Here is a 25,623-nt window from a genome sequence, read left to right on the forward strand (position 1 = left end):
CATCTGCGAGAATACTCCAGCTCCTCTTCAGGCGCGCGACTTAAAAGCAGGAATCATGCACCGTTTCCTCACCGCTGCTCAGTTCTTCCGTATCCTGACGTCTATGACAGCCCTCCTGTCCCTCGGCTACCTCATCACGGGACAGGACGCCAAAGCCACTACCACCAACAGCACCCCTCAGGTCACGCTGGGCAACGACGGAAACAGCAGCGGACGGTCCATGTTCCGCACCATCTTTGACGGACAGCGCGCGCTTGAAACCAGCGGCCTTTCTTCGCTCGAAGGTGCAAGCGGCGGCGGCATCGCAAGCTGGGCCACAATCAGCGGCTATGGTTCCAATAAGAGCGCCGGCATGGCCCTGCACTACAGCTACGTGAACCTCACCAACTACTGGGACCAGAATGTCGGCGCCTCGATGGGCTTCTTTGACCGCGTCGAAATTTCATACACCCACAACTTCTTCCAGACCCGCGGCACCGGAGCAAAACTCGGTATCGGCAATGGCTACCAGTTCGATCTCGACGTCGCAGGTGCAAAGGTCCGCCTCTTCGGTCATGTCGCGGACAACACCCTGATCCCACAGGTCGCCATCGGAGGCATGTACAAGCATGACAGTGACGGCAAAGTCATTCACGAAGTCGGCTCAATGCATACGGATGGTGGAGATGCCTATCTCGCCGTGACCAAGCTGTTTCCGAAAATCGGTATCCTGATCGACACCACCGTCCGCTTCACCAAAGGCAACCAGTGGGGCATTCTCGGTTTCGGCGGCGACAAGGACAACAACTATCACGCCCAGTTCGAGGGCTCACTCGGCTATCTGCCGTCTTTCATTCCCGGTCTGGTCGTCGGCGTCGAATACCGTACCAAACCGCGCAATCAGCGCTTCACCGACGAAAGCAACTGGTTCGACGTCTACACCAGCTATTTCGTCAACAAACACCTGAACGTCACGCTAGCCTATGTGTCGCTGGGAACGATTGCGACGTATAAAAATCAGACGGGTTTCTATTTTTCCGCCCAGACGGGATTCTGACGTGACAATCCGGGCTCTGCCCGGACCCGGCAGGGATCTCGATCCCTGCACCCTTTCTTATGATGAATCGGTTTCCAAAGCCCCCCGGCCTTTGGCGGGTTTCAGGGCGGAGCCCTGAGTCTTACCCTTCGCGGATACGCTCATCAATCAACGACTCACGCGGCACATCCGTCGCATGAGCCGCCTCATGAATTGTCCGCTTCACATTAAAAATCAGATGCAGCGAAATCGCCGACAGCGATCCAAGCGTAATCCCGCTTCCAAAGACAATCTTTGCCCACATCGGAAACGTATCGGAAATATGCGGTTGCGCCGTCGCCAGCATACTCAGCCCGATGCTGGTCCCCACGATAATCACGTTACTCTGCCGGTTGAAATCCACCCGCGAGAGCGTCTGCACACCGACCACGGCCACAGTTGCGAACATCGCCAGCGCCGCCCCACCCAGAACCGGTAGCGGCACCGCAGCCACCAGCGCACCCAGACGCGGCAGACAGCCCAACATCATCATGATGACCGCGGCAGCCGCCACAACCCAGCGGCTCTTCACAGCCGTCATCCGCACCAGACCGACATTTTCGGCAAAGCACGTATAGGGAAACGAGTTAAGTACACCACCGAGCATGGTCGCGATCCCATCGGCCCGAAGCGTGCGGGCGATGTCTTCGGACGTGATCGGCTTGTCCACTATTTCGCCGGTCGCATAGACGTTCCCGATCGTCTCGATCATGGAAATCGTCATGACGATCACCATCGACAGGATCGAAACCGGATGAAACGTCGGCATCCCGAAATAGAACGGATGCGTGATGGACAGGAGCGGCGCGGACGACACCTCCCCGAAATTCGCATCCCCCAGAACCCACGCCACCAGCGTTCCCAGCACAAGTCCGATCAGCACGGCAATCGTGGCAATAAACCCGCGAAACAGCCGCTGGATCACCAGAATGGACGCCAGTGTCCCCAGCCCGTACCAGATGCTCCGCAACGGAACATGGTCCTGCATCACGGACGGGCTGGCCCCCGAGACAATATCATTCGCCGCCACCGGCAACAGCGCCAGACCGATGATGAGAATGATGGACCCCGTCACGACCGGTGGGAAAAACCGCACCAGTCCGGCGAAATGCCGCGCCATCAGCAACGTCACAAACCCCGCCACGATGACCGACCCGTAAATGGACAACAACCCCGGCGTTCCGCCGCCCACAGCAGAGCCAATGGCAATCATCGGCCCCACGGCAGTGAACGTCACGCCCTGCAACAGCGGCAACCGAACTCCGACCGGACCGAACCCCACCGCCTGAAGCAGCGAAGCAATCCCACAGGTGAACAGATCCGCATCAATCAGATGGATCAGCGTCTCGCGCGGCAGATGCAGCGCCCCCGCCACAAGGATCGGGACAATGACCGCCGCCGAATAAAACGCCAGCACATGCTGCAACCCATAGGCCCCAAGCCGCCAGACCGGCAGTTTCTCGTCAACGGGATGCAGACCGGTCATCGCGGCGTTCTCGGCAGTCATGAAAAGCCCTCAGCTTCCGCGATAGGTGGAATATCCGAACGGCGCCGCCAGCAGCGGCACATGCGCATGGGCCTCCGCCGCCAGCCCGAACACGATCGGCACCACATCCAGAAACGGCGGATCAGACAGAACCTGCCCCCCTTTGCGGAAGTAATCGCCAATCCGGAATTCCAGACAATACGTCCCTTTCGAAACTGCAACATCCCGCAGTTCCGGGCAACGCCCGTCCGCATTGGTCTGGCCTTCAAACAGAACCCGATCCCCCTGCAACAGACGCAGGCTCACACCCGCGGCAGGCTTGCCAGACACCGTATCGAGAACATGCGTGGACAGAGAACTCATGCCGTCACCAGATCTTTCAGACGAAGCCCCGCAATCGCATCAATCTGCGTCAGCGCCTCGGTCAGTTCCTGTTCGGGAGTGCCAGCCAGACGGCGCTCCATTTCATCCATAATCACGGTTTTCGCAGCTTTTCCGGGTGCCGCAACCTTGCGCACACAGATCACAAACGGCATGGAAAACCGCGCGCGATACGCGTCATTCAGCCCCCGAAACCGCTCATATTCCGCAGGCGTCAGCCGATCCAACCCCGCCGAAGCCTGTTCAGAAGCGGAATGTTCCGTCAGATCCGGATCAATCCCGGCCCGATGCCCCAGCTCCGGATGCGCTCGCACCAGCGCAAGCTGCGCCTCCACGCCCGCAGACCGCACAACCTCCGCAAACGCGGACAGCATCGCACCCACATCCGCAAAAGGCCGTGCCTTCAGCGCCCCTTCCGCCACCCACGGCGAATGTTCGTAAAGCCCACCGAACTGCGCCACAAACACGTCATCCGGCAGTGCATTGACGTCTGAAATCTTCATGCCGGATGCACAGACTGCCAGTGCCGCGCGATGTCCAGCCGCGTCGCCACCCAGACACCCTCGTGTTTGCGGATATGCTCCAGAAACTTCAGCAGTCCCATTGCCCGCGCTGGCTTGCCCGCAAGACGGCAATGCAGCCCGACCGACATCATCCGTCCGCCCTCACGATACAGCATGTCGAACGCATCGCGCAGATAGGTAAAAAACTGCTCACCTTCCGTAAAACCGTTCAGCGCCGCGAACTTCATGTCATTCGCGTCCAGCGTATAAGGCACGATCAACTGCGCCCGACCATTTGCCCGGTCATAATACGGCAGGTCATCCGCATAGGAATCGGCGTCATAAACAAACCCGCCTTCCTCCACGACCAGACGCGCCGTGTTCGGACTCGTGCGCCCCTGATACCAGCCCAGCGGCCGCTCTCCCGTCACTTCGGTATGCAGCGCAATGGCCTCGCGGATATGCGCCCGCTCCACGTCCTCGGGGAAATCCTGATAATCAATCCAGCGCAGACCATGGGAGGCAATTTCCCAGCCACTCTCTTTCATGGCCGCCACGACATCCGGATTGCGGGCCAGAGCCTTCGCCACACCAAACACCGTCACCGGCATCCCGGCTTCATCGAACAAACGTCGCAGCCGCCAGAACCCGGCCCGGCTGCCATATTCGTACAGGCTCTCCATCTGCGCACAGCGTGCACCAATAATGGATTTCGTGCCCACCATTTCGGACAGGAATGCTTCGGACCCCGCATCCCCATGCAGAACCGAATTCTCCGCCCCTTCCTCGTAATTGATAACGAACTGCACTGCGATGCGCGCGCCGTTCGGCCATTTCGGATCAGGCGGCGTGCGGCCATAGCCGATCATGTCCCGCGGATAGCTGTCCTGCGTCATGGACGTTTCCCTTCTCAAAGCACCGGCGGATCGAGGCTGACGAGCTCTTCCGTGTCATAGGCCAGCAGGCTCGCCAGATGCCTGTCGCCGTCCTCCACGAACAGATCGCGCGCAATGCCCCGCGCCAGCTTCTCCACGCCAAAACGCATCCCGCTAATGGACGCACCCGAAAGCCCCATGCTCGGCATGGCGCCGAACGTGAAATTGTAGATCGCCGCCAGCATCGGCGTCTTCGGATCGGACGCATCTTTCGGCAGGAACTGGAACCGCGCCCCCAGATAGGGATGGCTCCCCAGAAGCGCACTGTCTTCCCCGGCCGGTGGCGTGAAATGATCGCGCCACAACAGAACCGAAGACGCGAAATCCTGCGTTTCCGGACGCTGCGACAGGTCGATCGTGAACCCCGTCCCGATGATCAGGAAATCAAAGCGCATCTCGCCTTGCTGGGTCGTCACCACGATCTCCTCGCCATCCATCCGCGTCGCCGTCCAGGGCGTCCCGGGATGGAAAGCAAAATTCTCATGACGGCGGCAGCGCCAGAACGTGTCCTGCGGCGGTGGCTGGTTCAGGCTGTAAATCTGCCGCATGAAACGCCAGCGCGTCAGGTCCGGCAGTTCCGAGAAATGCGCCAGAAAGCCCGCATTTTCCATCCAGCGATACGGATTGATGGCCGGGATCTTCGCTCGACGCAAGCACAGATCCACCCGACCCGCGCCCTTTTCCAGCGCCGTCGCCGCATTATCGAACGCGGAGGCCCCGGCCCCCAGAACACCAATCCGCTTGCCCTTCAGGGCTTCAAAATCAATGTCTTCATGCGTATGGGCATAAACGGATTTCGGCAGCGTCTCGGAAATGAAGGACGGTACATGCCACGTCCCCCCGCCTTCAATGCCCGTCGCCAGAACCATCCGCCGCGCCAGACGCACCGTCTCCTGACCGGCCGCATTGCGGAATGTCAGCCGCAGCAGCCCCTCGTCCCAGCCAACATGCACCAGTTCCTGATCGTTCACGACCGGAATGTCGAGCGTCTGCCGCACCCAGTCCAGATAAGCCTGCCAGTCATGGCGGGAAATCTTATCCAGATCTTCCCAGGCCTTCGCCCCATACCGCGCCTCGAACCAGGATTGCGGCGTAAGGCTGGGAATGCCCAGATCCGGCCCCGTGACATGCCGGGGCGTGCGCAGCGTGATCATGCGCGCAAACGTCACCCACGGGCCTTCGCCACCTTTCGCCGCTTTTTCAAAGACCTGCACATTGGTCACACCCTGCCGCCGCAGCCCGAAGCACGACGTAATGCCCCCCTGCCCCGCACCGATGATCGCCACATCCAGAACCGCTTCCCCGTCCCGGTCCTGCGTCAGGCTCCAGTTACCCGTCGCATAACGGATTTTCGCCAGATCCTCCCGCACGCGCCCCGAAAGCGCAGCCAAAGCTTCCATAGCCGGAGCATCGACGAGAGAAACAGTGGATGTCATGTGGTCAAACCTCAAAAAACCGGCACGGACAGGGCAGTCTCCAGTGGATGCCGGAGTGTCTTTCCGCAACAAAAACGACAGGCTACCTGTCGGCCGAGATAGTTTCACACCGCCTCAAGGTCGTATACTCCATAAAAACGCTCCTCCCGTTCGCAAAAAGAGAGCAGTTCTTCCATGCCTGTCTTCTCACGCTTCCTGCGCTACTTCCTCGCCGTCGCCCAGCACGGTTCCATCCGTCGCGCCTCCGAACATCTGCGCATCGCCGCCTCCGCCATCGACCGGCAGATCCTTCAGGGCGAGGAATCCCTCGGCACACCGCTGTTCGAGCGTCTGCCCACCGGCCTGCGCCTGACGGCAACCGGCGAACTGCTTTATGCGCACGGCAAACAGTGGTCGCGGGACCTGACCAATATGTGCGTCCAGATCGAAGACATGCGCGGCCTGCGTCGGGGACAGGTGGATATCGCGGTCCCCGACGCCCTGACCCGCGGCTTCCTACCCCGCCTGCTCCGCGCCATGCGCACGACCCATCCCGGCATTACCATCTGCACCCATGTCCTTGACAACAGCCGCATCCAGGACACCCTGATTGGCGGTTCGGTCGATCTCGCTCTGCTGCTGAACCCGACCCATGCCCGCGGTCTTCTGGTCCGCGCGCACAAGGACTTTCCGCTCGGTTTCGTCTGCCAACCGAAGCATCCCGTCGCCGAACGCAAAAACGCCCGTTTCAGTCTGGCGATGAATTATCCCATGATCATGCCCGAGCCCCCGCTCGCCCTGCACCGCCAGATCGAAATTCTTCAGATCGACAGCAATCTCGACATTCACGCCGCCGCATCCTCCGACAATATCCAGATGATCAAGTCTCTGGTCCGCGAAGGCGTCGGCCTCGGAATCCTCAGTGCGCTCGACGTCATGGAAGAAGTTACGCGCGGGGAGCTGGCTTTCATCCCGATTTCCAACCACGATCTCCCTCCACTGACACTTGCCCTGTGCGTGGACCATTCTCGCCAGCTTTCAGGCGCTGCACGGCTGGTGATTTCCGAACTAGAAAAAGAGTTCCTGTCCCCCCTGAACCAGTCCCAGCCCGCTCCCTGAGCCCTACGTCTATTGAGACACACAGACTGTAACATTTTTGCACCACCCTAAAAACGGCAATGGCTTGCCCTACATTTTATCTTTGGTGCGGATAGGACGTCCGTTTTACATCCAAATGTCGAATAAATACCGTTTTCAAAGTGAACCTTTTATTTCGACAGGAGCCCGGCAGCATGAAAGACAATCGTTGGTCACCGGACTATCGACGCCAGCTTCTTGCAGTAACCTGCCTTGCCGGCAGCGCCCTTGTTGCATTCGGCACGGACGCACGCGCCGCACAGACCACGAAGCACCCCATTTCGCGTCATCATGCTCCCGTCCGCAGCACGGCCCGCAACACCGCACCCCAAGCCCGGCCCGCAGCCGCACCGCGTCCGCATGCACTCAATGCCTCCGCTGCCGAAACAGTCTCCGTCACGTCCTCGCGCCGCGCCCTGAACGGTGGTGGCGGCATGATGCGCGTCGAAACCGCGCCACACGCCGTGCAGACCGTCACTAAGGAATTCATCAACATGCGCGCGCCGACCAGCACGGCGCTTGATCTGATCCAGAACCTGCCCAGCCTCAATGTTACGACACCGGATTCGTCAGGCATGGAGGGAGGACAGATCCAGTCCCGCGGCCTGACCGATCTGGATATGGGACTGATGGTGGACGGTGCCCCGGCGGCCGCTGCCAAATATCTGAGCGAAAACGTCGATTCCGAGAACCTCGAGAGCGTCAGCGTCACGCCAGGTTCCTCCGCAACGGACCTTCCCGTCATGTCGGCAGCCGGGGGCGTCATGGCCGAGGAAACCCGCACCCCGTCGCAGAAACGCGGCGGCCTGATCGACTTCTCCTATGGCACCAACAACCTGTCGCGCGAGTTCATCCGCCTCGAATCCGGCGAGATCGGACATAGCGGCGTCCGCGGCTATTTCTCGTTCTCCAACACGCATGCCCGGTCGTGGATGGGCGCTGGCATCAACCAGCGCAAACATATCGATTTCGGCCTGCAGAAAGACTGGAAGAACGGCTCCAACGCCAAGTTCTTCCTGTCCTGGAATTCGGCCGATTTCATCATCGACAACTACCCCACCTCTGACCAGTTCTTCCGCTACAAACACACCGGTCAGGGCTATGGCCGAACGGATGATCGTAAGAGCAACAACTATTGGGGCAACAACAACGATCACTGGAACCAGATCTTCATCTCGGCTCCGGTCCATATCGCGCTACCTTCGCGCCTGTCGCTCGATATCCATCCCTATTTCAGCTTCGGACAAGGCTGGGACGCGTCGCCTGATGGCACCACAACCGATTCAAGCGGCGCCACACGCGGTCTGACCAGCTACTTCCTGCAGAACGAATACCGCTCGGTCGGAACGGTTGCGAAACTCAACTGGGAGATCGACCGTCACAACACGTTCTCGGTCGGCTATTGGTATGAAAACACCCAGACGATCCAGTCCTACCCCACCAGCTACCAGATGGCGGACGGCAACGCACCAAGCCCCAACTGGGCCGCGTACCAAGTTTCAGCTGGCGACAAACAGACGGCCGGTTACGAAATCCACTCACTATTCGTGCATGACACCGCCAAATATTTCAACGACCACCTGACGGTGGACGCCGGCTTCAAATTCGTCATGACAAACATCTGGAACAAGGACTATTACGGCCGTCAGGAAGCCAACCGCACCGCACCGCTGCCGCAGCTTTCAATCGGCTATCGCATCAATAACAACAGCCAGATCTACCTGAACGTCGAAGGCGACTACCGTCAGCCCAGCGCTGTCGATCTCGGCTGGCTGTATACCAGTGTTGCGATCCCCAAAAACCAGTATTCCATCAAGGAAGAACTCGGCTACCGCTACCACGACGACCATATCATCGCGGACGTCGCCTTCTTCAACTACAACGTCACGAACCGCATCGTGGACCAGTATGTGGGCATGAACAGCTACAAGCCGTTCAATATTGGCAGCCAGCAAATGCGCGGATTTGACGTGATGGTCGCGGCACGCCCCATCCATGGCTTCAGCCCGTACGCTTCGGTCGAATACCTTCACGCCACCCAGGACAGCAACGTCTTCGATCCGTATCTGAACACGATGCTGCACTCCAAAGGCACGCAGGCCGTCATGGCCCCGCATGTCATTGCGAATTTCGGCCTGACGTACACCTATAAGGGCTTCTTCGCGAATGGTTCGGTCCACTATACCGGCCCGCAATCCGTCAGCATCGCCGGCGACCAGCGCATTCCGGGCTACGTCACCGACACGCTCTCGATGGGCTATCACTTCAAGCCGTTCATGTTCGCGCAGTCCCCAACATTCCGCCTGAACTTCACGAACCTCACAGGCTCCGTCGTTCGCACCGGCGCCATGGGCGCGGTTTACAGCGCCAAGGACCCGAGCACGGTCTACAGCGGCAACATGGCGTCCTATACCGGCTACGGAAACTCCTTCATGGTCGCCCCGCGCTTCACCATGACCGGAACGGTCTCCACCGCCTTCTGATCCTACGGGACAGGAAGACACCGGTTCCTGTCCCTGCATTCCAAACCGCCTCTCCTCCAGTGCGTTGCCGCAAGACGGCACGCATACGCCTTTAAGAAACGGAGAAGACCCCCATGCCCCCCGGCAATATTTCAAAAAAGCATTTCGCCAGCTCAACCCTGCTGCTCTGCACAACGCTCATTGTGACACCGCTCGCGCACAGCGCCCCGGTTCCGACGGAAACCGCACCAGACCAGTCCGCCGTCACCATCATTCCGAGCTCCGATGCAGTGAAATGGCAACCCGCTCCTGTCATGTTCCCGCATGGAACAAAAATGGCCGTCCTGACCGGTGATACCAGCAAGCCAGGCCCATTCACCCTGCGCGTCATGATGCCCGCAGGATCGTTCATCCCGCCCCACACCCATAATCTGGATGAAATGCTGACTGTCATCAGCGGCAATATCCAGCATTTCGTGGGACAGAACATCGACACGACGCAGCAGCGCACGCTTGGACCGGGCGGCTTCGTCCATCTGCCGGTCAACGTGCCCCACGCCATTAAGGCAGGACGCCAAGGGGCCGTGCTTCAGGTTTCAGGAATGGGGCCGTTCAGCATGGCCTACGTCAATCCGCAAGACGATCCGCGCAACACGGGCCGCTGACCCCCTATCGCGGCAACAACGGCGAGGACGTGGCATAAGCCTCGCCAAACCGCGACGTATTGGTGCCTGTGGCGGGGTCATGATCCAGATCCCGCCCAAATTTCAGATGAGCCGTCATACCCTTCCAAAGGGTGACCCGGCTCTCCGTATGACCGTCTTCAAAATAGCGCGTCACGATCGGGGAGGCGGAAAAAACCGGCGGAGCCCGGCGATGTTCCATGACGCGAATTTCTTCACCCGTCCCCAAATCTGCCACGCTCTGCAGCCCGAACAGGTTTCCCGGTAGGATCTGCACAGCATTGAACGGATTTGTCGGAGGAGTCTGCGCCACACAAAAAACGGGCATCAGCGCAGTCAGAAACAGTCCCGGAAGAAACACCCATGCTTTCATGACCATTCCTCCCGAGCCTGTCTCATTGCCCTGACATCATTTTCCGATCGTCGAAAGCACGATGCCCGGCGTCAGGATCTGCGGCAGCACAACGCCATCCTGATGCGGCGCATAATAGATATAGAACGGCACACCATCGCGCCCATGCGCCTTGAGGAACGCACCGATCGCCGCATTGCGGTTCGTCCAGTCCCCCTTGAGGAACACGATCTTTCGGTCCCGGAACGCCTGCTGAACGGATGGCACATCCAGCGCCACACGCTCATTGACCATGCAGGTGATGCACCATGACGCCGTCATGTCGATGAACACCGGCTTGCCCTGCGCCCGAAGCTCGGCCAGACGCGCCTCCGAGAACGGCTCGATCCCGGCCTCCGAAGCGCCCGTAACCACAGGAGCAGGCGCGGCCCGCAGCCCCTGCGCCAGCGCGGCCCCACAAACCACAACACACAGCACAGCCACGATCCGGCAGAACGCTACCGTCCCACGGCCGCCCTCCAGCATGGACCGACGCTGCCCAACACCGTAAATCCAGCCCGCAAACCCCAGAAATACAACGCCCCCGGCCGTCAGTGCCACAAACGTCACGCCCCGCTGGATTGCCGCAACCCAGAGCAGCCATACACAGGTCGCAAACAGCGGAAACGCCAGAACCTGCTTGAGAATACCCATCCAGGCCCCCGGCTTCGGCATCCGCGATGCCACACCCGGAACACCGGCCACGAGAATATACGGAAATGCCAGCCCAAGCCCCATCGACAGGAACACCAGAACCCCCATCACCGGCGGCCCACCCAGAGCCCCGGCAATGGCAACGCCCATGAACGGCGCCGTGCAGGGCGTCGCCACAATAACCGCCAGCAGGCCCGTCATCATGTCCCCGCTCCGACCGCTGCCGGTCTGAACCTGCCCCAGACGCCCGGCGCTGACTTCAAACACACCAAGCAGGTTCAGCCCCATCAGGAACAGCAGCCAGCACACGCCAACCACAAATCCCGGCGACTGGAACTGAAAGCCCCAGCCTGCCGCAGACCCGGCCAGACGCAGCCCGATCATGACAATGCCTAGCGCCGCGAACGCTCCCGCCACGCCCAGCGTGTAAAACAGCGCGCTCTGAAGCTGTGCCCCCCGTCCGGCACCGCCCATCTTCGCCAGAGACAGCGCCTTCATCGCGAGAACCGGGAACACACACGGCATCAGGTTCAGGATCAGACCGCCCACAAAAGCAAACAGCAGAACCCGCAGCCAGCCCGCGCCCGTCGGCACCTCCTGACCAGGGGCCTGTCCGGGGGCCGAAGCCGCTCCCCCGGCCGGACGCGCCTCAATCTGCAACGGGCTTTCCTGCCCCGCCGCATCCTTGAGCACGACCACGCCCAGCAACGGCTTGTCCCGATGCGCTGATTTCAGGAACTTCAGTCCGAGCGTCAACTGGCCGTCAGAGACATGCAGCGGCTGTTCCGCCACCTGATCAATCACACCCCCATCCTGCGGCAGGAACCATGCCTGCGACACGGACGCCGCAGACAGCCCCTTGCCCGAAAGGGTCAACACGCCGCCGCCCGACACGCTGGCCGGAAACGGCGACGCCACCGGCATGGCAGCTTCCGCTTTGCGGAACAGGCTCGCCTGAGCCCCGCCTTCCGGCACATCGGCCGTGGAAGCCGGAAGCGTCAGCGTGAAATCACCACTCTCAGGAATACAGACCTGCGCACAAGCAAGCCATTCCGCATGAGCGTGAAGTGTCGTCCCGCTGGAGCCCTTGAGAACCAGATCCTCCGGCAGGGTCACTTCGTTAATATAAGCGTAGGACATGAGGCCGCCCTCACTGATCCGCACCGGCACTGGCCAGTGGATCGCCCCCCCCTTGCCCGTCGCACCGCCGTCAGCCGTCACATCCAGCGTTGGCGTGTCCCCGGCATCGCCCGGATTAATCCAGTAGGTATGCCAGCCTGGCTTAAGCTGAAGCCGCAGCCCAACACGCAGATGCTGGTCCGGCCCGACCGCATCGCGATCCGTGACAAGCGTCGCGGTATCGTTCGCGGACGCAACAGGCGCACTTTCGGCCGCCCGTGCAGAGACGGAACCCAGACCCAGAACCCCTGCCAGGAGCAGGGCCGACATGCTGAACATTCGATGCAAGACAGGCTCATTCCACGTTTTCAGAAGACAGCCTTCATCATATCACTGACTGAAACGAAAAGCAGGACTCTTCCGATCGTGAAACCGCAAGGCCCTGCAAACCCCATATTACGGGATCAGCTTCTCAGCCCGCAGGCGCGTAAACAGATCGGTGAAAGAGTCCGGCGTGTACTGATATCCCGTAAACCCCGCGAGGCGGCTTTTGCTGATATCCGTCACACATTCGACCGGCCGACCCAGATCAGCATCCGTATGCCAGGCCGAAGCCAGCCGTTCGATTCGGCTTTCCGCAAGCCCGTATTTCGTGGCAATCCGTTCCCAGAGTTCCGCATCCCCCGCCAGCGTCTCTTCAAGGGACGTCGCATGGCCGGGATACGGCGCAGCCTCGATTCCGAACCATTCCGCCAGACGCGGCCAGAGCCATTTCCAGCGAAACACATCCCCGTTCACGATATTGAACGCCTGATTCCGTCCCCCGGCCTCGGTCGAAGCCCAGAAAAGCTGCCGCGCCAGTTGCCGCGCATCGGTCAGATCCGTCAGGGCATTCCACTGCACGGGAGATCCCGGAAAGACGAAAGGCCGCCCGGTCTCGCGGCAGATCGTCGCATAGACCGCCAACGTGCTGCCCATGTTCATCGCATTACCAACCGCATAGCCGATCACCGTATGCGGACGATGCACACTCCACGAAAACCCGTGCTGGGCAGCGGCTTCATAAAGCGCGTCTTCCTGATCATAATAAAAATTCAACAGGTCCAGCCGGGGCGCGTCTTCGCGAAACGGCGTCACCGGCGGCTCGCCGGACGCATAGGACTCGAACGGACCAAGATAATGCTTCATGCCCGTCGTCAGCGCCGCATGAACCAAAAGCCCCGGCTCCGGCAGAGCAGCGAACACATTGCGGATCATCGCGGAATTCACGCGGCAGTTTTCTTCCTCCGTCTCCTGACGCAGCCAGGAGCAGAAAAACACATGGCTCGGCCGCAGATCCCGCAGCGCATGCGTCAGCGTCGGCAGATCCAGCAGATCGGCCTCAACCGGCAGCACGCCCGCCATGTCATGACGCGGCCTCCGCGCCAGACCATGCACGGTCCAGCCTTCAGCCACGAGACGCGCCGCAATGTTCTGACCAACAATACCGGTCGCCCCGACGACCAGCGCAATCCGGGCCGAAACTCCGGCAGAGGCAGGAACAGAAGATGTCATGGGATTTTTCCTTTGCAGAAAACAGAGTCTGCTCCACATCTGGAAGACCATCCGCATTTCCGCCAGACGGCACCTTTTCGTGCCCTGGTGACCAGAAGGTGCCCACTCCATGACCCCGCCACTGCCCGATCACTACCGTCAGGCACCCTTCGCCGAAGATTGTGCGCCGCGCCGAATTCTGAGGCTTTTCAGCGGCAAATGGACCACCATGATTCTGCACACACTACATCTTCTGGGCGGTACGGCACGCCCCGGAAAGCTCCAGCGCAGCATCCCCGATCTATCGAAAAAAATGATGACCCAGACTCTTCGTGATCTTGAAGCGCAGGGCCTCATCCGTCGCAACGTCCGGCAGATTATGCCCCCCCCATGTCGATTACAGCCTAACGGAACTCGGACAGACCTTCGTGGAGCCCGTCGAACTTCTCTATCACTGGGCCATCCGTAACGCCGACGCCCTCGACCGGCTCGCACAGCACGAACCCTCCACATCCGAATAGGCTACCCGCATGATGAGGGTAGGACAGAGCCGCCGCCCTGTGCCATGTTTACAGCACCAGACCGCCCCAGGCGGACCACCCTGTGCGGACGACAGACCGCGCGACCGACCGCGTAATTTGCAAGGACTCATCAGACCGATGCCGTCGATACCCCGTCCCGATCAGTCTCCATCGTCCCACACACGAACTGGACGCGCCGTCCCCGGCATCTTCCTCTTCCTGCTCCTCGGCATCCTGGCGCTGTTCCCGGCCCAGGCGGCCGACACCACCCCAACCGCCCCTCTAAACCAGCAGGAAGCACAGCAGCTCCTCAACGTCCTGAACAACCCGAAGGAACGAGACGCCTTCACCCACACCCTCTCCCTGATGGCCCGCGGCCTTCAGGTTGAAACCCCCGCGGCGACCCCCGATACTGCGGCCGCACCCGCCACAAAAACCACACCTGCCAAAGCGGCCCCCGCCAAGACCGTCGCCGAAGTCCCGCCCGATATCCATACCGGCCTGAGCAGCATCCGCCTTCAGGCGCTGGGCTATCTGCATAACTTCCTCGGTCTGTTCAGCAATCTCGGCATCGTCGGCCACTGGGCGCGTACGACACTCGCCTCCCCCGACACCCGCACCACGATTCTCCATGCCTTCGCTGGAGGCCTCGTAATCATGGTCTGCGGTCTCGTGCTAGAACGCATTGTTGCGCTCAGCCTGCACAAACCTCTTCTCCAGCTCACACAGAACGCCGAAAACCGTGAGCAGCGCCACGCGCTCGAAACCGAGGAAAACACCCCGCAGGAGCCCATCGTTGACGGTTCCAGCCAAACCCGCGCCGCAGACCAGCGGCGACAGGTCGAGACCCTGCGCTTCCTCTCCCGCGTCCCTTACGCACTGGGGCATTTCGCACTGAAGGCCATTCCGGTTCTGGCCTTTCTGGCCATTGCCTATCTCGCAGTTCTAGTACTGCCCTGGAGCAAGAAAACGGATAACGTCATCACGACGCTCGCCAACTGCTACGCTGCCGCCCGCTGCCTGTATCTGTTTGTCGAAACAGGCTTCGCCCCCCGTTCCCCCACCATCCGCCTGCTGCCCGCAACGGATGCAACGGCCTTTCTACTGACCCGCTGGTGGAACGTGCTGGTCGCAGCACCCGCCATCGTCTTCTGCCTGTCCACACTGGGCAGCCAGTTCAATCTCTCGCCACGTGGCACGGGCGCCATGATCCGCGGCGTAATCCTGATCGAACACATCCTGATCGCCATCTTCATCTGGCGCATCCGGCACCTCGTCAGCCGCGCACTTCAGCCCCGCGCCGTTCCCGACACCGCAATGTGGACCTTCATCGTCGCCGTCACACGGCTGTGGTGGGTCCCGGCCATGTTCCTGGATGCTTCCCTCTGGATCGTCTGGGCCGCGCATCTGCCCGGTGGCTATCGCTGGATCCTCGACACCACCGGCATCACCATCGGCATCCTCGTCGCCTCCCGTCTGGTGGCTGTATTGGCCTACGGGCTTCAGGACCGCCTTTTCCGCATCAACCCGGCCCTGACCGATCGCTTCCCCGATCTTCAGAAACGCGCCGACCGTTACTATCCCTTCGCCCGCAAGATCCTGACCGGCACCATCCTGTTCCTGACATTGGTCGCCATGACCGAGACGTGGGGCCTGCCCACTTTCGGCTTCTTCATATACAACGCCGTCGGCCGCCATCTGCTCGACGCCATCATAACGATGCTGGTCGCCCTCAGTGTGGCCGTTGCGATCTGGGAAATCTTCAACGCCTTCCTCAGCCAGCAGCTCACCCGCTTCGAGAAGTCGGACCAGATGTCGCGCGCAACCCGCCTGCGCACAGTCCTGCCCATCATTCGCACCGTCCTTCTAGCCATCATCATCATCATCGTCGCAGTCACGACACTCTCGCAGATCGGCATCAACGTCACCCCGTTGCTCACCGGCGCAGGCATCATGGGTGCCGCCATCGCCTTCGGTTCGCAGAGCCTAGTCAAGGACTTCATCACGGGCTTCTTCATGCTCGTCGAAGATGCCATCCAGGTCGGGGACTGGGTGACGACCGGCGGCGTCTCGGGAACGGTGGAAAACCTCTCGATCCGCACAGTGAAAGTCCGCGACATCAACGGCGACCTTCACATCATCCCGTTCTCGTCTGTCTCCTCGATCGCCAACACGGCGCGCGGCTACAATCAGGTCATCGTCAAACAGCAGCTTGATCTTTCCGAGAATCTGCCCCGCGTCACGGCCATCATGGCGAAAACGCTCAAGGAAATGCGCGACGATCCGGTCTTCGGCCCCATGATCCTGTCGGATTACAACGACCTGGGCGTGGACAACAGCGACAGCGGGGGCGCCACGCTCCTTGGCAGCTTCCGCACGACTCCGATGATGAAATGGAAGGTCAAGCGCGAGTTCTACCGCCGCATCACCAACCTGCTCGCCGCGGAGAACGTCAAGTTCTACACCGGCACGTCCTACTTCACGACACCGCCGGGCAATGCCATGCGCATTACCGCAGACGTGGCCCTGCCCGCCCCAGCCAACGATGCCCCCACCCCACCGAAACCACCAGCCCGGAAGCCTGCACCGGAAACCGCGCAGGATAACAGCAAGCCTGACGGCGGCACCCCGGGGTGATTTCAGACCGGCCCCGTTCAGGGGCCGGTTTCACTTTCCGGTACGCTTCCACATAATTGTTAATCAATTAAATAAAGTCTTGCGCTGGTGTGCAGAGAGGCTCATTCTGCCTCCACATTATCGAGAACCCCCCTCCCGGTTCCCCGCAGACGATTTCCCGGCCCGCTCTCTCCGTGGCCCCGCATCGCCCGCCGATCGGCGAGGATCATGCCAAGGAATCCAGCGATGTCTCTTGCCCTGGTCTCATCGGAATCGTCCGACCCCACCCAGAAGACGACCGTGGCCCCTTCCGCCGAAACTCCGACGGAGCGCCCAAACCCGACCGTCCTGGCCGAAAAGAACCGTCAGGAAGAACAGGTCCTGAAAAAGCGGTTCATCGGCATGGTCCTCGGGCTGGTGTTCGCGCATGTCTATGTCGCGTTAGCGCTTGCCTATTCCTACATGGACGACCACAACCACCTGCATACCTGCTGGCTTCCGCTGCTTGGAGCGTTCATCTGTGGGATGATCTTCGTCTTCCACGTCTCGATCTCGTAATCAGGAGAGGCACATGACCCGTACAATCCGCCACGCATGGCTCCAGCCTTTCCTGTCCACGACATTATGGACCCTCGTCCTTATCGACATCGCTGTCATGACCTATCTGGAAAATCAGGATTTCTTCAAGGATTATGCCGGATGGGCCTGGCCCTCCGTCTTGATCACCGGGATCATCGGCTATTTTATCGGCCCCGCGATTGATCGCCTTTTTTCCAGAAAATCTTCCAGCGCCAACAAGCCATAAAGCGCCCAACACCAGAGCAGCTGTTCAGACAGCCGCATCTCCGGTGGAAAGCACGCCATCAGGAATTCGGAAAAGTCGCCATACAGGCCCTCGACGTCTGCCGACCCAACTCCTTGTAGAGCCACAGCTAATAAAAAAGGGAGACAGAAATATCTGCCTCCCTCTTTCGATCCCTCAATTCCTCGGACCTTATCGCAAGATGCCTGTATGGCCGACGCTATAACGTCCCGGCTGCGGCCATACCGTCAGGCCATGCGGCTCCGCACCGACCGGGATCTTGCGCATCGCCCCCGTATCAGTGTCGATCGCATAGACCACGTCATCAAACCGTCCTGACAACCACAGCAGTTTGCCGTCCGCACTGACATTGCCCATGTCCGGGCTACCGCCACCTGGGATCATCCAGGTTTTGACGACCTTGTCCGTCGCAAAATCGACAATCGACACCCCGCCCGGCCCGTGCTTCGGACCATGAATGCGATGTGATCCACGATTTGCGACATACATCACCTTGCCATCGCGGCTCGGATACAGGCCATGCGTACCGATACCCGTCGGGATGAAGCCGGTTTCCTTGAAAGAGTCGCCGTCCACAACGAACACGCCGTCCGCCATCATGTCCGCGACATAGAACTTGTGACCATCCGGCGCCGTCAGAATGTCCTGCGGCATCCCGCCTTTAGACAGCTTCAGCATCCCGATCATCTTCAGGTTCACCGTATCAACCTTGGCGACATAACCACCGAACTCGCAGGTGAAGATCGCATACTTGCCGTCGATAGAGAAATCGGCGTGATTGACGCCCTTGCATTCCGGCGTCTCGACCGAGCCCTTCAGCTCCATCGTATGCGGATCGCGAAAGTCCAGACGTTTATGAGCCTCGGCCACCGTAATCGCGTATCGGCCGTCCGGCGTGAAATACATGTTGTACGGATCATCCACGGCAATGGACGGCCCCGGCTTGGCCGTCGCCGGATTGATCGGCGTGAGCGACCCGTCGGGACGGCCTTCGCTGTTATTCGTCACCCACAACGTCCGCAGATCCCAGGACGGCACCACATGCTGCGGCGAATGCCCGACCGGAAACGTATCCACAACCTGAAATGACGCCGGATCAATAACGGAAACACTGTCGCCACGCAGGTTCGGCACATAAACACGGGCCGGATCATGGGCGATCGCAGGCGATATATGGGACGGTGTCGTCTCACTATAGATATTCTTCGGATCAATGACCGGCGGCATGCCCGGGATTGTCTGGATACCGGACGCAGCAACCGGCGCTGATGCCGCAACAGGCGCGGAGGCATCGGCAGGGACCGGCACCATCGGCGCGCTCGGAGAGTATTCCTGCGCATGGGCTACGGCAGTTCCCAGGGTGGCTCCCAGCAGCGTTGTCGCCACCAGAAGCGGAGTCTTAAATGTCATGGATGGCTCCTTTGGAAAGACTGGATTGCCGCAACCGCGGTCCGGATCTGCATCTCCGTGCCGATCCGGCCGAGCCCAGCCGATGCACGCCGTGGATCGCCACCATAGACGCCCTCAGCCACACCCGGTTTCGGAGCTGCGCGCAATGTATCCTGACGCACAAGCGACGGATCAACCGCCAGCATCAGCGACGTATCGCTCAGCTCCGCATGAAGCCCCACTTCAGCCGCATGGCCCTGCGCGCGCAGGGCATCAGCATACTGGTGGGGAACGACTTCATAATAATCACGCACATAAAGCACGGCGGCCTGCCCCTTCCAGGCCCGGTTCAACTCCTGCGCCACCTGCCCCATGAAAGACTGGTATCCGCCATGATCGCCCAGCAGCACAATTCGCCGGAAACCCTGAACGCGAAAACTCTCAGCAGCGCCTTTGAGCAGCCCCTCGAATATGGCCGGTGGCACGGAAATCGTGCCAGGAAACTTCATGTGAGACGTGCGCGGACTCGTCGAGCCCTCCGGCACATAGGCCACAACAGGCGCCACCAGCGTGTGCCCGGCCTGAACCGCAATCGCATCCGCCAGCACCTGCGCCCGCACATTATGCTTGCCGACCGCCATGTAAGGGCCGCTCTGCTCGGTCCCGCCCACGGGGATAATGACTGTATCCGTCCCCGCTCTCACATCCTGCGCCACCTCAGTCCAGCTCCGGCAGGCGAATTCGGCCTGAAGCGCCAGACCGCTGCAATGCGGCGGCACTTCCAGCACGTCCTGCGCCCGGGCCGCCGGGACAGACAACCCCATCCCTACGCATAACAACGCAACACGACAGGGCAGGCGACGGAGAAACAGCATCAGGGCCGGGAGATCTCTTGTAATGGTTGTCTTTCCCTACTCCATCTGTCCCCCCTTTTGCCAGAGGCGCCTTTTCCGGATCTTGCGTCTTTCCGCAACCAGATCATGCAGTATAAGACACTATGGCTTTTCCAATTTCCTACGATCCCGATCCCGTCGACAGCGCCGCACACCTCATTCAAGTCGCGCTTACGCCCGTCTTCATGCTGTCCGGGATCGGCACGCTCATCAACGTCTTCAACACACGCCTCACCCGCGTCGCCGACCACCTGGAAGACGTTCGCAAAAAGCTCAGCACACCCGCTACAGATGATACACCGGCAGATCCGCTCAACACTCCTGAGCGCCTCCGCAATCAGCAGACCCGCCTGCACCGCCGCGTCTTTGTGCTGGATGTCGCGATTCTCCTAAACGCCATTGGCGGCGCCTCGACCTGCGGCGCAGCCATGGCGCTGTTTGTCGGCTCGATCCGGGACGCCTCGACGTCAGCATGGCTGCTCGCACTTTTTGGCATAGCTCTGGCATGTACCGTCGGATCGCTAATGTTCTTCCTCGCCGACACCCTGCTGAGCTGGCACGGGCTGCGTCGCGACGCCGATCTGAGCCTCGACGCGGAATAGCCTTCGCGCAATTTTATTTCAAAAACAACCCAAAACAGTACTCTTTCCCGCAAGAAATCCTGATCTGTAAGCCTCTCCCGTTTTACTTTAACAAAAGCGAAATAATCGACCGACTGGAACAAAAACGGCGCTGCTGCAAAGATGGCAAAAGTTTAAAAGACATTTATGCACGGAATGCAGGGCTGACCCCACATCTGTATTTGTTGCTTCAGCCCCCGATTCTGGAGTTTCTCCCGCTGCACGCCGCAAAACGGCAAACAGAACCACACGGAGATTTTCCAGATGACTTCCATGACCCTGATCCACCTGATCGGCCTTCCCACCAGCCTGCTCGCACAGTTCTCGATGGTTGCCTTCGTTCCGATGATCGGCGCGCTGATGATTGCTACGGTTGCTTCCGACCGCGTTTCCGAGAGCTGATTCCAGTTATCTCGGGACTGGCCCGGCCTTCGTGCCGGGCGTCCCGCTTTTCCCTCTCCCGGCTGACACAGACTGCGCTCAGTGTCGGACAGAGAGATAGGATTCCGGATCCAGCCGGCGGCGCCACAGATCGCACAGCCAGCAACAGCTGATCCCGACCAGCATGCCGATCGATGTCGACCCAACCCAGTGCGTCGGCAGACACGACATCATGACTCCCGCCAAACCGGCGATTGTCCAGTTCATCGTTCCCATCAACGCCGAAGCCGCGCCCGCCTGATGCCCGTGATGCGTCAGGGCCAAAATGCCCGCGTTCGGCCCGATGAAGCCCAGTGAAAATGTCGTGCACCAGATCAGCGCGCACAGGATCCATGGATCTTTTGGCCCTGCCAGCCCACTCATACACACCACCACGGCCAGAACGCAGAACACCAGCACCGACAGCATCCCGATTTCCATCACCCGCGTGAACAGGAACCGGTTGGCCAGCCGCGCATTGATCTGCGATCCCAGAATGAAGCCGACCCCGTTCAGCCCAAAGAAAATGGCAAACAGATGCGGCGAGAAATGCAGAATGTTCTCGAACAGCGCCGGGGCGTTGGACAGGTAAGCAAACATCGTGAACGTCCCAAAGCTCACGACCATCACCGCAGAGCAAAACAGCGGCTCCCGCGACAGGTCCCGGTAACGCGCCACCATGCCGCTGACCGGCAGAGCAAAACGCCGCTCCCTCGGTAGCGTTTCCGGCAGCAGGAACAGCGTGCAGAGGAACATCACGACACCAAAGACAACATTCGCCCAGAAAATCAGCCGCCAGCTCCCCAGATCCAGCAGGAAACTGCCGATCGAGGGCGCCAGTAGCGGCCCCAGCCCGAAAATCAGCATAAGCTGCGACATGAGCTTCACACCCGCCGCTCCGGTTGCCACATCACGCACCATCGCCCGCGGCGCCACCGAACTGATCGCCCCTCCCAAAGCCGCCACGAAACGCAGCACACAGAACATATGGAAACTGGTCGTCAGGGCCAGCCCGACCGAAGCGAGGGCATACACTACCAACCCGTACAGAAGCGGTAGCTTGCGCCCATAGCGGTCACAGAGTGGCCCCAGGGTGAACTGTCCGATCGCCAGCCCCGCCAGCCACGCAGTCAGTGTCAGCTGCGCCGATCCTGCCCCGTGCCCCAGATCGTGCTCCAGTTCCGGAAAGGCTGGAAGATACATGTCTGTCGAAACGGGCCCAAGAATAAAGATCAGACCGATCAGCACACGGGTGAGGGCATTCATCCCCGAGGGGGAGGTCTCTTTGGACAGCGACGTAACGGACACGCAGGCACCATGACTGGACAGAGCAGAAAACCGAAAACGGGCTCCCCCTGCTGGAGAAGCCCGTTTCCATACTCAACGCCTTTTTGTCCGGACTGACCAGCCCCGAATTCAGGCGCCACGCCTCATTCCGGACATGAGCGCAGACCTTACTTCGGCCAGTTAGCCAGAATGTCCGTCTTCACTGTCTGCGGCAGACCGACATAGTCGAGGCGGGCATTATCCGCGTCACCGTGCTGGAACCCCCAAGCGAAGAAATCACGAACAGCCTTGCCGGCCTCCTTCTGGGCCGCATCAACCGGCACCAGAACGAACGTTGCCGTCACGATCGGCCAGGAGGACGCACCATCCGTGTCCAGCAGGTTCACGGCATAGTGATCCGCGTGAACCCAGTCAGCGGCTTTGGCGGCTTCGGTGAAGCTGGCCAGCGTCGGAGCAACGAAAGCACCGCTGTGATTCTTCATCTTGGCGATGTTCAGGTGGTTCTGCGCGGCATAGGCATACTCAACGTAGCCGATGCCACCCTCGGTCTGACGCACCATGGCGGCAATGCCGTCATTACCACGCGCACCCGCACCACCCGGCCATGCGATGGACGTGCCGGCCCCGAGCTTCTGCTTCCAGGTCGGGGAAACCTGCGACAAATAGGACGTGAAGACGTAGCTCGTGCCCGAACCATCAGCACGGTGGATCGGCGCGACATCCGTGTCCGGCAGCTTCAGCCCCGGGTTCAGGGCCTTGATGCGGTCATCATCCCAGGTCGTGATTTCACCGTCATACAGCGCAGCCAGCGTCGGTCCATCGAGACGGAGCTCGCCCGGAGCCAGACCCGGCACGTTCGCCACGACCACAATGCCGCTCATGACGGTCGGGAACTGGTACAGCTTTTCCTTGGCCAGACGCTCGCCGCTCATCGGCTTGTCGGACGCGCCGAAATCGACGGTACGGGCGATCACCTGATCCTGGCCAGCGCTGGAGCCCACACTCTGGTAATTCACGGAGATACCGGCCTGGCTCTTGGCCGCCGTGCCCCACGCACCATAGATCGGTGCGGCGAAGCTGGATCCTGCGCCCGTGATGTCCGCAGCCTGCGCCGACGACACGAACGGGGTCATGGCAACAGCGCCAAGGGCCGTGGCGACGAGAAGACCGAATAGCGGAGCTCTGCTCTTGATCATGGGAATCCCTTAGTGGGGCGTGAAAACTGCCCCTTAGTAACGCCGGCGCGGATACAGAAACAGTGGGACCTCCATGATAGTTTCATGACAACCTCCGCACGCCCCCAAGTGCCGAAATGTCACACCCCTCCCTTCGTAAGGTTCCTACGGCCGCCCCTTGCGCAACAAAACTGAAATGCGAAAAACGGAACTCCCTGTTTTCCGGGGCTTTTCGCCTTTTGTGTCATCAAACTGTCACACCCCTGTCATGAAACCTTCCCATTATTTCGAAAAGCGAATCAGATACCTGAACTGCGGAACACACGCCCTCCCCAGAAGGACGCACCGCAGCAATGGTTTTTTCTTTCCGCCGGACCACAGCTCTCCCCAGGGCCCTTTTGGCCACAACAACCCTGGTTTCACTTCTTCCGCTGTGTGGCCATGCCCGGGCCGCCGACCAGATGCAGATCATGGAACGGCAGATCCAGGCCATGCAGGCCCAGCTCACCAGCATGAAGAAAGAACATGCTGAAGAAGTGAAGCGCGCGCGCGCCGTTCTCGCCCATCAGCGGGAAGAAGCCGAAAACAATCCGTATGGCCAGCGCAGTAAAATGATTGGCCGTCCCCAGTCAGATTCCAAGATCCACACGGGCGGCATAACCATCGCCTCAATGCTAGCTCCGCCACAGACGGCCAGCACACCATACGGCCAAATCACCGGCACTCCTCCGGCCCATTCCAGTCTGTATGGCCCATTGCGCCGCGGTCAGATCCAGGTTGGCGGTGTACGAATCACTCTGGGTGGCTTCGCTGAGGCCGCAACGATGTTCCGTTCTCGCAATACGGCCTCCGATATCTCCACAGGCTTCAATGCGATCCCATGGGGCAACAACGCAGCCTATCACATGAACGAATTCCACCAGAGCGAGCGCCAGAGCCGTCTGGCAGCATTGGTAGAAGGTAAAATCACCTCCAAACTCGAAGCCGATGCCTACGTCGAAACCGACTTCCAGGGCGCCGGCTCTGCTTCCAATTCACGTCAGTCGAACTCGTACGTCCTGCGCGCCCGCCTGTTTTATGGCGAACTGAAGGATCAGGCTGACGATCTGCAGATTCTGGGCGGCCAGAACTGGTCCCTCATCACCATGTTTAACAAAGGCATGTCCGCGCGCGACGAGCAGATCCCACTTTCAATTGAAGCCCAGTACGTTCCTGGCTTTAACTGGACACGAAACAGTCAGGTCCGCATCGTCAAAGGATTTGATAACAGCCGCTACCATATCGGTCTTTCTATCGAAAACCCTTCCGCAGTTCCCACAGGAACGCCTTATGAGCCGACCGGAACAACCGTGACTTACAAAGAGTCCGGCGCCAATGTGAATAATCCAGACACCTACTACGCAACCGATGTTGCCCCAGATATCGTTACCAAATTTGCTGCCGATCCTGGCTGGGGTCACTACGAAGTCACCGGCGTCATGCGCTTCCTTCATGACCGCACCAGCGTTCTCGGCGGTGGACAAAGCCATACTTCAGTTGCCGGCGGCGGCGGTGGCGCACTGCTGCTCCCACTCATCAAAGACAAACTCTACTTCCAGGCATCAGGGCTGGTTGGGATCGGGATCGGCCGATACGGCACCAGCAACATCCCTGATTACAGCTTTAACCAGAACGGGTCGCCTCACCCGCTGCCAGAAGCAAATGTTCTGCTCGGTCTCTACGGAAACCCAATCAAAGCTCTTACACTCTATGGTTATGTAGGTGCCGAAACCGTCAGATCGCGCGCAGCCTATAACGTAAATGGCAAGGCATATGGCTACGGCAATCCACTGTACAACATGTCGGGCTGCAATACAGAACTTTCCTCCCTCTGCGCTGCCAGTGGAAACGTTCGTACCGTCGCACAGGCCACAACCGGATTTTGGTATAACGCCCTCAAAGGCAATTACGGAACTGTGCGTGTAGGCGCCCAATACTCATACACTTATGTCGAAGCCTTTTCTGGCGTTGGTGGAACACCACATACCGACGACAACATGGTCTTCCTCTCATTCCGTTATATGCCTTTCAACTAAACACACACCGAGGGTCATCCTACTTCGCATAGGGTGATCCTCTTCTGTGCT

General features: G+C 60.0%; 23 protein-coding genes and 1 pseudogene. 12 read left to right on the forward strand and 12 right to left on the reverse strand.

Annotation, left to right across the window (positions count from 1 at the left end):
- Positions 1-55 precede the first annotated feature (55 nt).
- Positions 56-1,036 carry a DUF3034 family protein gene (locus IGS75_RS04845; RefSeq protein ID WP_202257787.1) on the forward strand — a complete coding sequence of 327 codons (981 nt, stop codon included), beginning with the start codon at positions 56-58 and terminating at the stop codon, positions 1,034-1,036.
- A gap of 121 nt (positions 1,037-1,157) precedes the next feature.
- On the opposite strand, the gene IGS75_RS04850 is transcribed toward IGS75_RS04845, so the two are convergent.
- From IGS75_RS04850 to IGS75_RS04870, 5 genes are read right to left on the reverse strand one after another with little or no spacing between them, the layout of a single operon-like run.
- Positions 1,158-2,561: a nucleobase:cation symporter-2 family protein gene (locus IGS75_RS04850; RefSeq protein ID WP_202257788.1), complete on the reverse strand. Its 1,404-nt coding sequence runs from the start codon at positions 2,559-2,561 to the stop codon at positions 1,158-1,160.
- A gap of 9 nt (positions 2,562-2,570) precedes the next feature.
- Positions 2,571-2,903 (reverse strand): hydroxyisourate hydrolase, encoded by a 333-nt coding sequence (gene uraH, locus IGS75_RS04855; protein WP_086649290.1) that lies wholly within the window; start codon positions 2,901-2,903, stop codon positions 2,571-2,573.
- Complete coding sequence (gene uraD, locus IGS75_RS04860) at positions 2,900-3,424, reverse strand: 2-oxo-4-hydroxy-4-carboxy-5-ureidoimidazoline decarboxylase (protein WP_202257789.1); 525 nt, start codon at positions 3,422-3,424, stop codon at positions 2,900-2,902. The genes uraH and uraD overlap by 4 nt, the downstream gene beginning before the upstream one ends.
- Positions 3,421-4,320, reverse strand: a complete 900-nt coding sequence (gene puuE, locus IGS75_RS04865; RefSeq protein ID WP_202257790.1) for an allantoinase PuuE — start codon at positions 4,318-4,320, stop codon at positions 3,421-3,423. The genes uraD and puuE overlap by 4 nt, the downstream gene beginning before the upstream one ends.
- 14 nt (positions 4,321-4,334) lie before the next feature.
- Complete coding sequence (locus tag IGS75_RS04870; RefSeq protein WP_202257791.1) at positions 4,335-5,795, reverse strand: SidA/IucD/PvdA family monooxygenase; 1,461 nt, start codon at positions 5,793-5,795, stop codon at positions 4,335-4,337.
- Between the two features lie 174 nt (positions 5,796-5,969).
- Here IGS75_RS04870 and IGS75_RS04875 point away from each other — a divergent pair, with 174 nt between their 5' ends.
- The 3 genes from IGS75_RS04875 to IGS75_RS04885 all read left to right on the forward strand — a co-directional run bounded on the left by IGS75_RS04875 (position 5,970) and on the right by IGS75_RS04885 (position 10,038).
- Complete coding sequence (locus IGS75_RS04875; protein ID WP_141350286.1) at positions 5,970-6,893, forward strand: LysR family transcriptional regulator; 924 nt, start codon at positions 5,970-5,972, stop codon at positions 6,891-6,893.
- 173 nt (positions 6,894-7,066) lie between these two features.
- Entirely contained in the window at positions 7,067-9,394 is a 2,328-nt protein-coding gene (locus IGS75_RS04880) for a TonB-dependent receptor (protein ID WP_141350284.1), read from the forward strand.
- A gap of 113 nt (positions 9,395-9,507) precedes the next feature.
- A complete protein-coding gene (locus IGS75_RS04885; protein WP_202257792.1) occupies positions 9,508-10,038 on the forward strand; it encodes a cupin domain-containing protein in 531 nt (176 codons plus the stop codon).
- Between the two features lie 4 nt (positions 10,039-10,042).
- Here the strand turns inward: IGS75_RS04885 and IGS75_RS04890 are convergent, their stop codons facing one another.
- The 3 genes from IGS75_RS04890 to IGS75_RS04900 form a co-directional block, all read right to left on the reverse strand.
- Positions 10,043-10,429 (reverse strand): hypothetical protein, encoded by a 387-nt coding sequence (locus IGS75_RS04890; protein WP_202257793.1) that lies wholly within the window; start codon positions 10,427-10,429, stop codon positions 10,043-10,045.
- 36 nt (positions 10,430-10,465) lie between these two features.
- A complete protein-coding gene (locus IGS75_RS04895) occupies positions 10,466-12,550 on the reverse strand; it encodes a protein-disulfide reductase DsbD family protein (protein ID WP_237468995.1) in 2,085 nt (694 codons plus the stop codon).
- A gap of 126 nt (positions 12,551-12,676) precedes the next feature.
- Positions 12,677-13,774: an SDR family oxidoreductase gene (locus IGS75_RS04900; protein WP_237468998.1), complete on the reverse strand. Its 1,098-nt coding sequence runs from the start codon at positions 13,772-13,774 to the stop codon at positions 12,677-12,679.
- Between the two features lie 208 nt (positions 13,775-13,982).
- Between IGS75_RS04900 and IGS75_RS15415 the strand changes: the two are divergent.
- The 5 genes and pseudogenes from IGS75_RS15415 to IGS75_RS04920 form a co-directional block, all read left to right on the forward strand.
- Positions 13,983-14,081, forward strand: a pseudogene (locus IGS75_RS15415) (winged helix-turn-helix transcriptional regulator); the annotation flags it as partial.
- 10 nt (positions 14,082-14,091) lie between these two features.
- Positions 14,092-14,274: a winged helix-turn-helix transcriptional regulator gene (locus IGS75_RS15420; protein ID WP_237469106.1), complete on the forward strand. Its 183-nt coding sequence runs from the start codon at positions 14,092-14,094 to the stop codon at positions 14,272-14,274.
- Between the two features lie 138 nt (positions 14,275-14,412).
- Positions 14,413-16,911 (forward strand): mechanosensitive ion channel family protein, encoded by a 2,499-nt coding sequence (locus IGS75_RS04910; RefSeq protein WP_202257795.1) that lies wholly within the window; start codon positions 14,413-14,415, stop codon positions 16,909-16,911.
- 225 nt (positions 16,912-17,136) lie between these two features.
- Positions 17,137-17,448 carry a hypothetical protein gene (locus IGS75_RS04915; protein WP_141350268.1) on the forward strand — a complete coding sequence of 104 codons (312 nt, stop codon included), beginning with the start codon at positions 17,137-17,139 and terminating at the stop codon, positions 17,446-17,448.
- Positions 17,449-17,461: 13 nt separating this feature from the next.
- Positions 17,462-17,695 carry a hypothetical protein gene (locus IGS75_RS04920; RefSeq protein ID WP_141350266.1) on the forward strand — a complete coding sequence of 78 codons (234 nt, stop codon included), beginning with the start codon at positions 17,462-17,464 and terminating at the stop codon, positions 17,693-17,695.
- Between the two features lie 189 nt (positions 17,696-17,884).
- Here the strand turns inward: IGS75_RS04920 and IGS75_RS04925 are convergent, their stop codons facing one another.
- The gene (locus tag IGS75_RS04925) at positions 17,885-19,123 is read right to left on the reverse strand and encodes a YncE family protein (RefSeq protein WP_202257796.1); all 1,239 of its coding nucleotides are present in this window, start codon (positions 19,121-19,123) and stop codon (positions 17,885-17,887) included.
- Positions 19,120-19,926, reverse strand: a complete 807-nt coding sequence (locus tag IGS75_RS04930; protein ID WP_237468999.1) for a creatininase family protein — start codon at positions 19,924-19,926, stop codon at positions 19,120-19,122. Before IGS75_RS04930 ends, IGS75_RS04925 begins: the two co-directional genes overlap by 4 nt.
- Before the next feature lie 173 nt (positions 19,927-20,099).
- On the opposite strand from IGS75_RS04930, the gene IGS75_RS04935 reads away from it, so the two are divergent.
- The gene (locus tag IGS75_RS04935) at positions 20,100-20,597 is read left to right on the forward strand and encodes a DUF2721 domain-containing protein (protein ID WP_141350260.1); all 498 of its coding nucleotides are present in this window, start codon (positions 20,100-20,102) and stop codon (positions 20,595-20,597) included.
- A 282-nt stretch (positions 20,598-20,879) separates the two neighbouring features.
- The gene (locus IGS75_RS04940; RefSeq protein WP_153429664.1) at positions 20,880-21,017 is read left to right on the forward strand and encodes a hypothetical protein; all 138 of its coding nucleotides are present in this window, start codon (positions 20,880-20,882) and stop codon (positions 21,015-21,017) included.
- A gap of 78 nt (positions 21,018-21,095) precedes the next feature.
- Here IGS75_RS04940 and IGS75_RS04945 read toward each other — a convergent pair whose 3' ends face one another.
- Together IGS75_RS04945 and pstS are read right to left on the reverse strand one after the other, a co-directional pair.
- Entirely contained in the window at positions 21,096-22,301 is a 1,206-nt protein-coding gene (locus tag IGS75_RS04945) for a multidrug effflux MFS transporter (protein WP_228123751.1), read from the reverse strand.
- A gap of 188 nt (positions 22,302-22,489) precedes the next feature.
- Positions 22,490-23,518 (reverse strand): phosphate ABC transporter substrate-binding protein PstS, encoded by a 1,029-nt coding sequence (pstS, locus tag IGS75_RS04950; RefSeq protein ID WP_202257798.1) that lies wholly within the window; start codon positions 23,516-23,518, stop codon positions 22,490-22,492.
- A gap of 449 nt (positions 23,519-23,967) precedes the next feature.
- Here pstS and IGS75_RS04955 point away from each other — a divergent pair, with 449 nt between their 5' ends.
- Positions 23,968-25,572: a hypothetical protein gene (locus tag IGS75_RS04955; protein ID WP_237469000.1), complete on the forward strand. Its 1,605-nt coding sequence runs from the start codon at positions 23,968-23,970 to the stop codon at positions 25,570-25,572.
- Positions 25,573-25,623: the final 51 nt, after the last annotated feature.

Origin of the sequence: Gluconobacter sphaericus, assembly GCF_016757795.1 — a bacterium.
Lineage (GTDB): Bacteria > Pseudomonadota > Alphaproteobacteria > Acetobacterales > Acetobacteraceae > Gluconobacter > Gluconobacter sphaericus.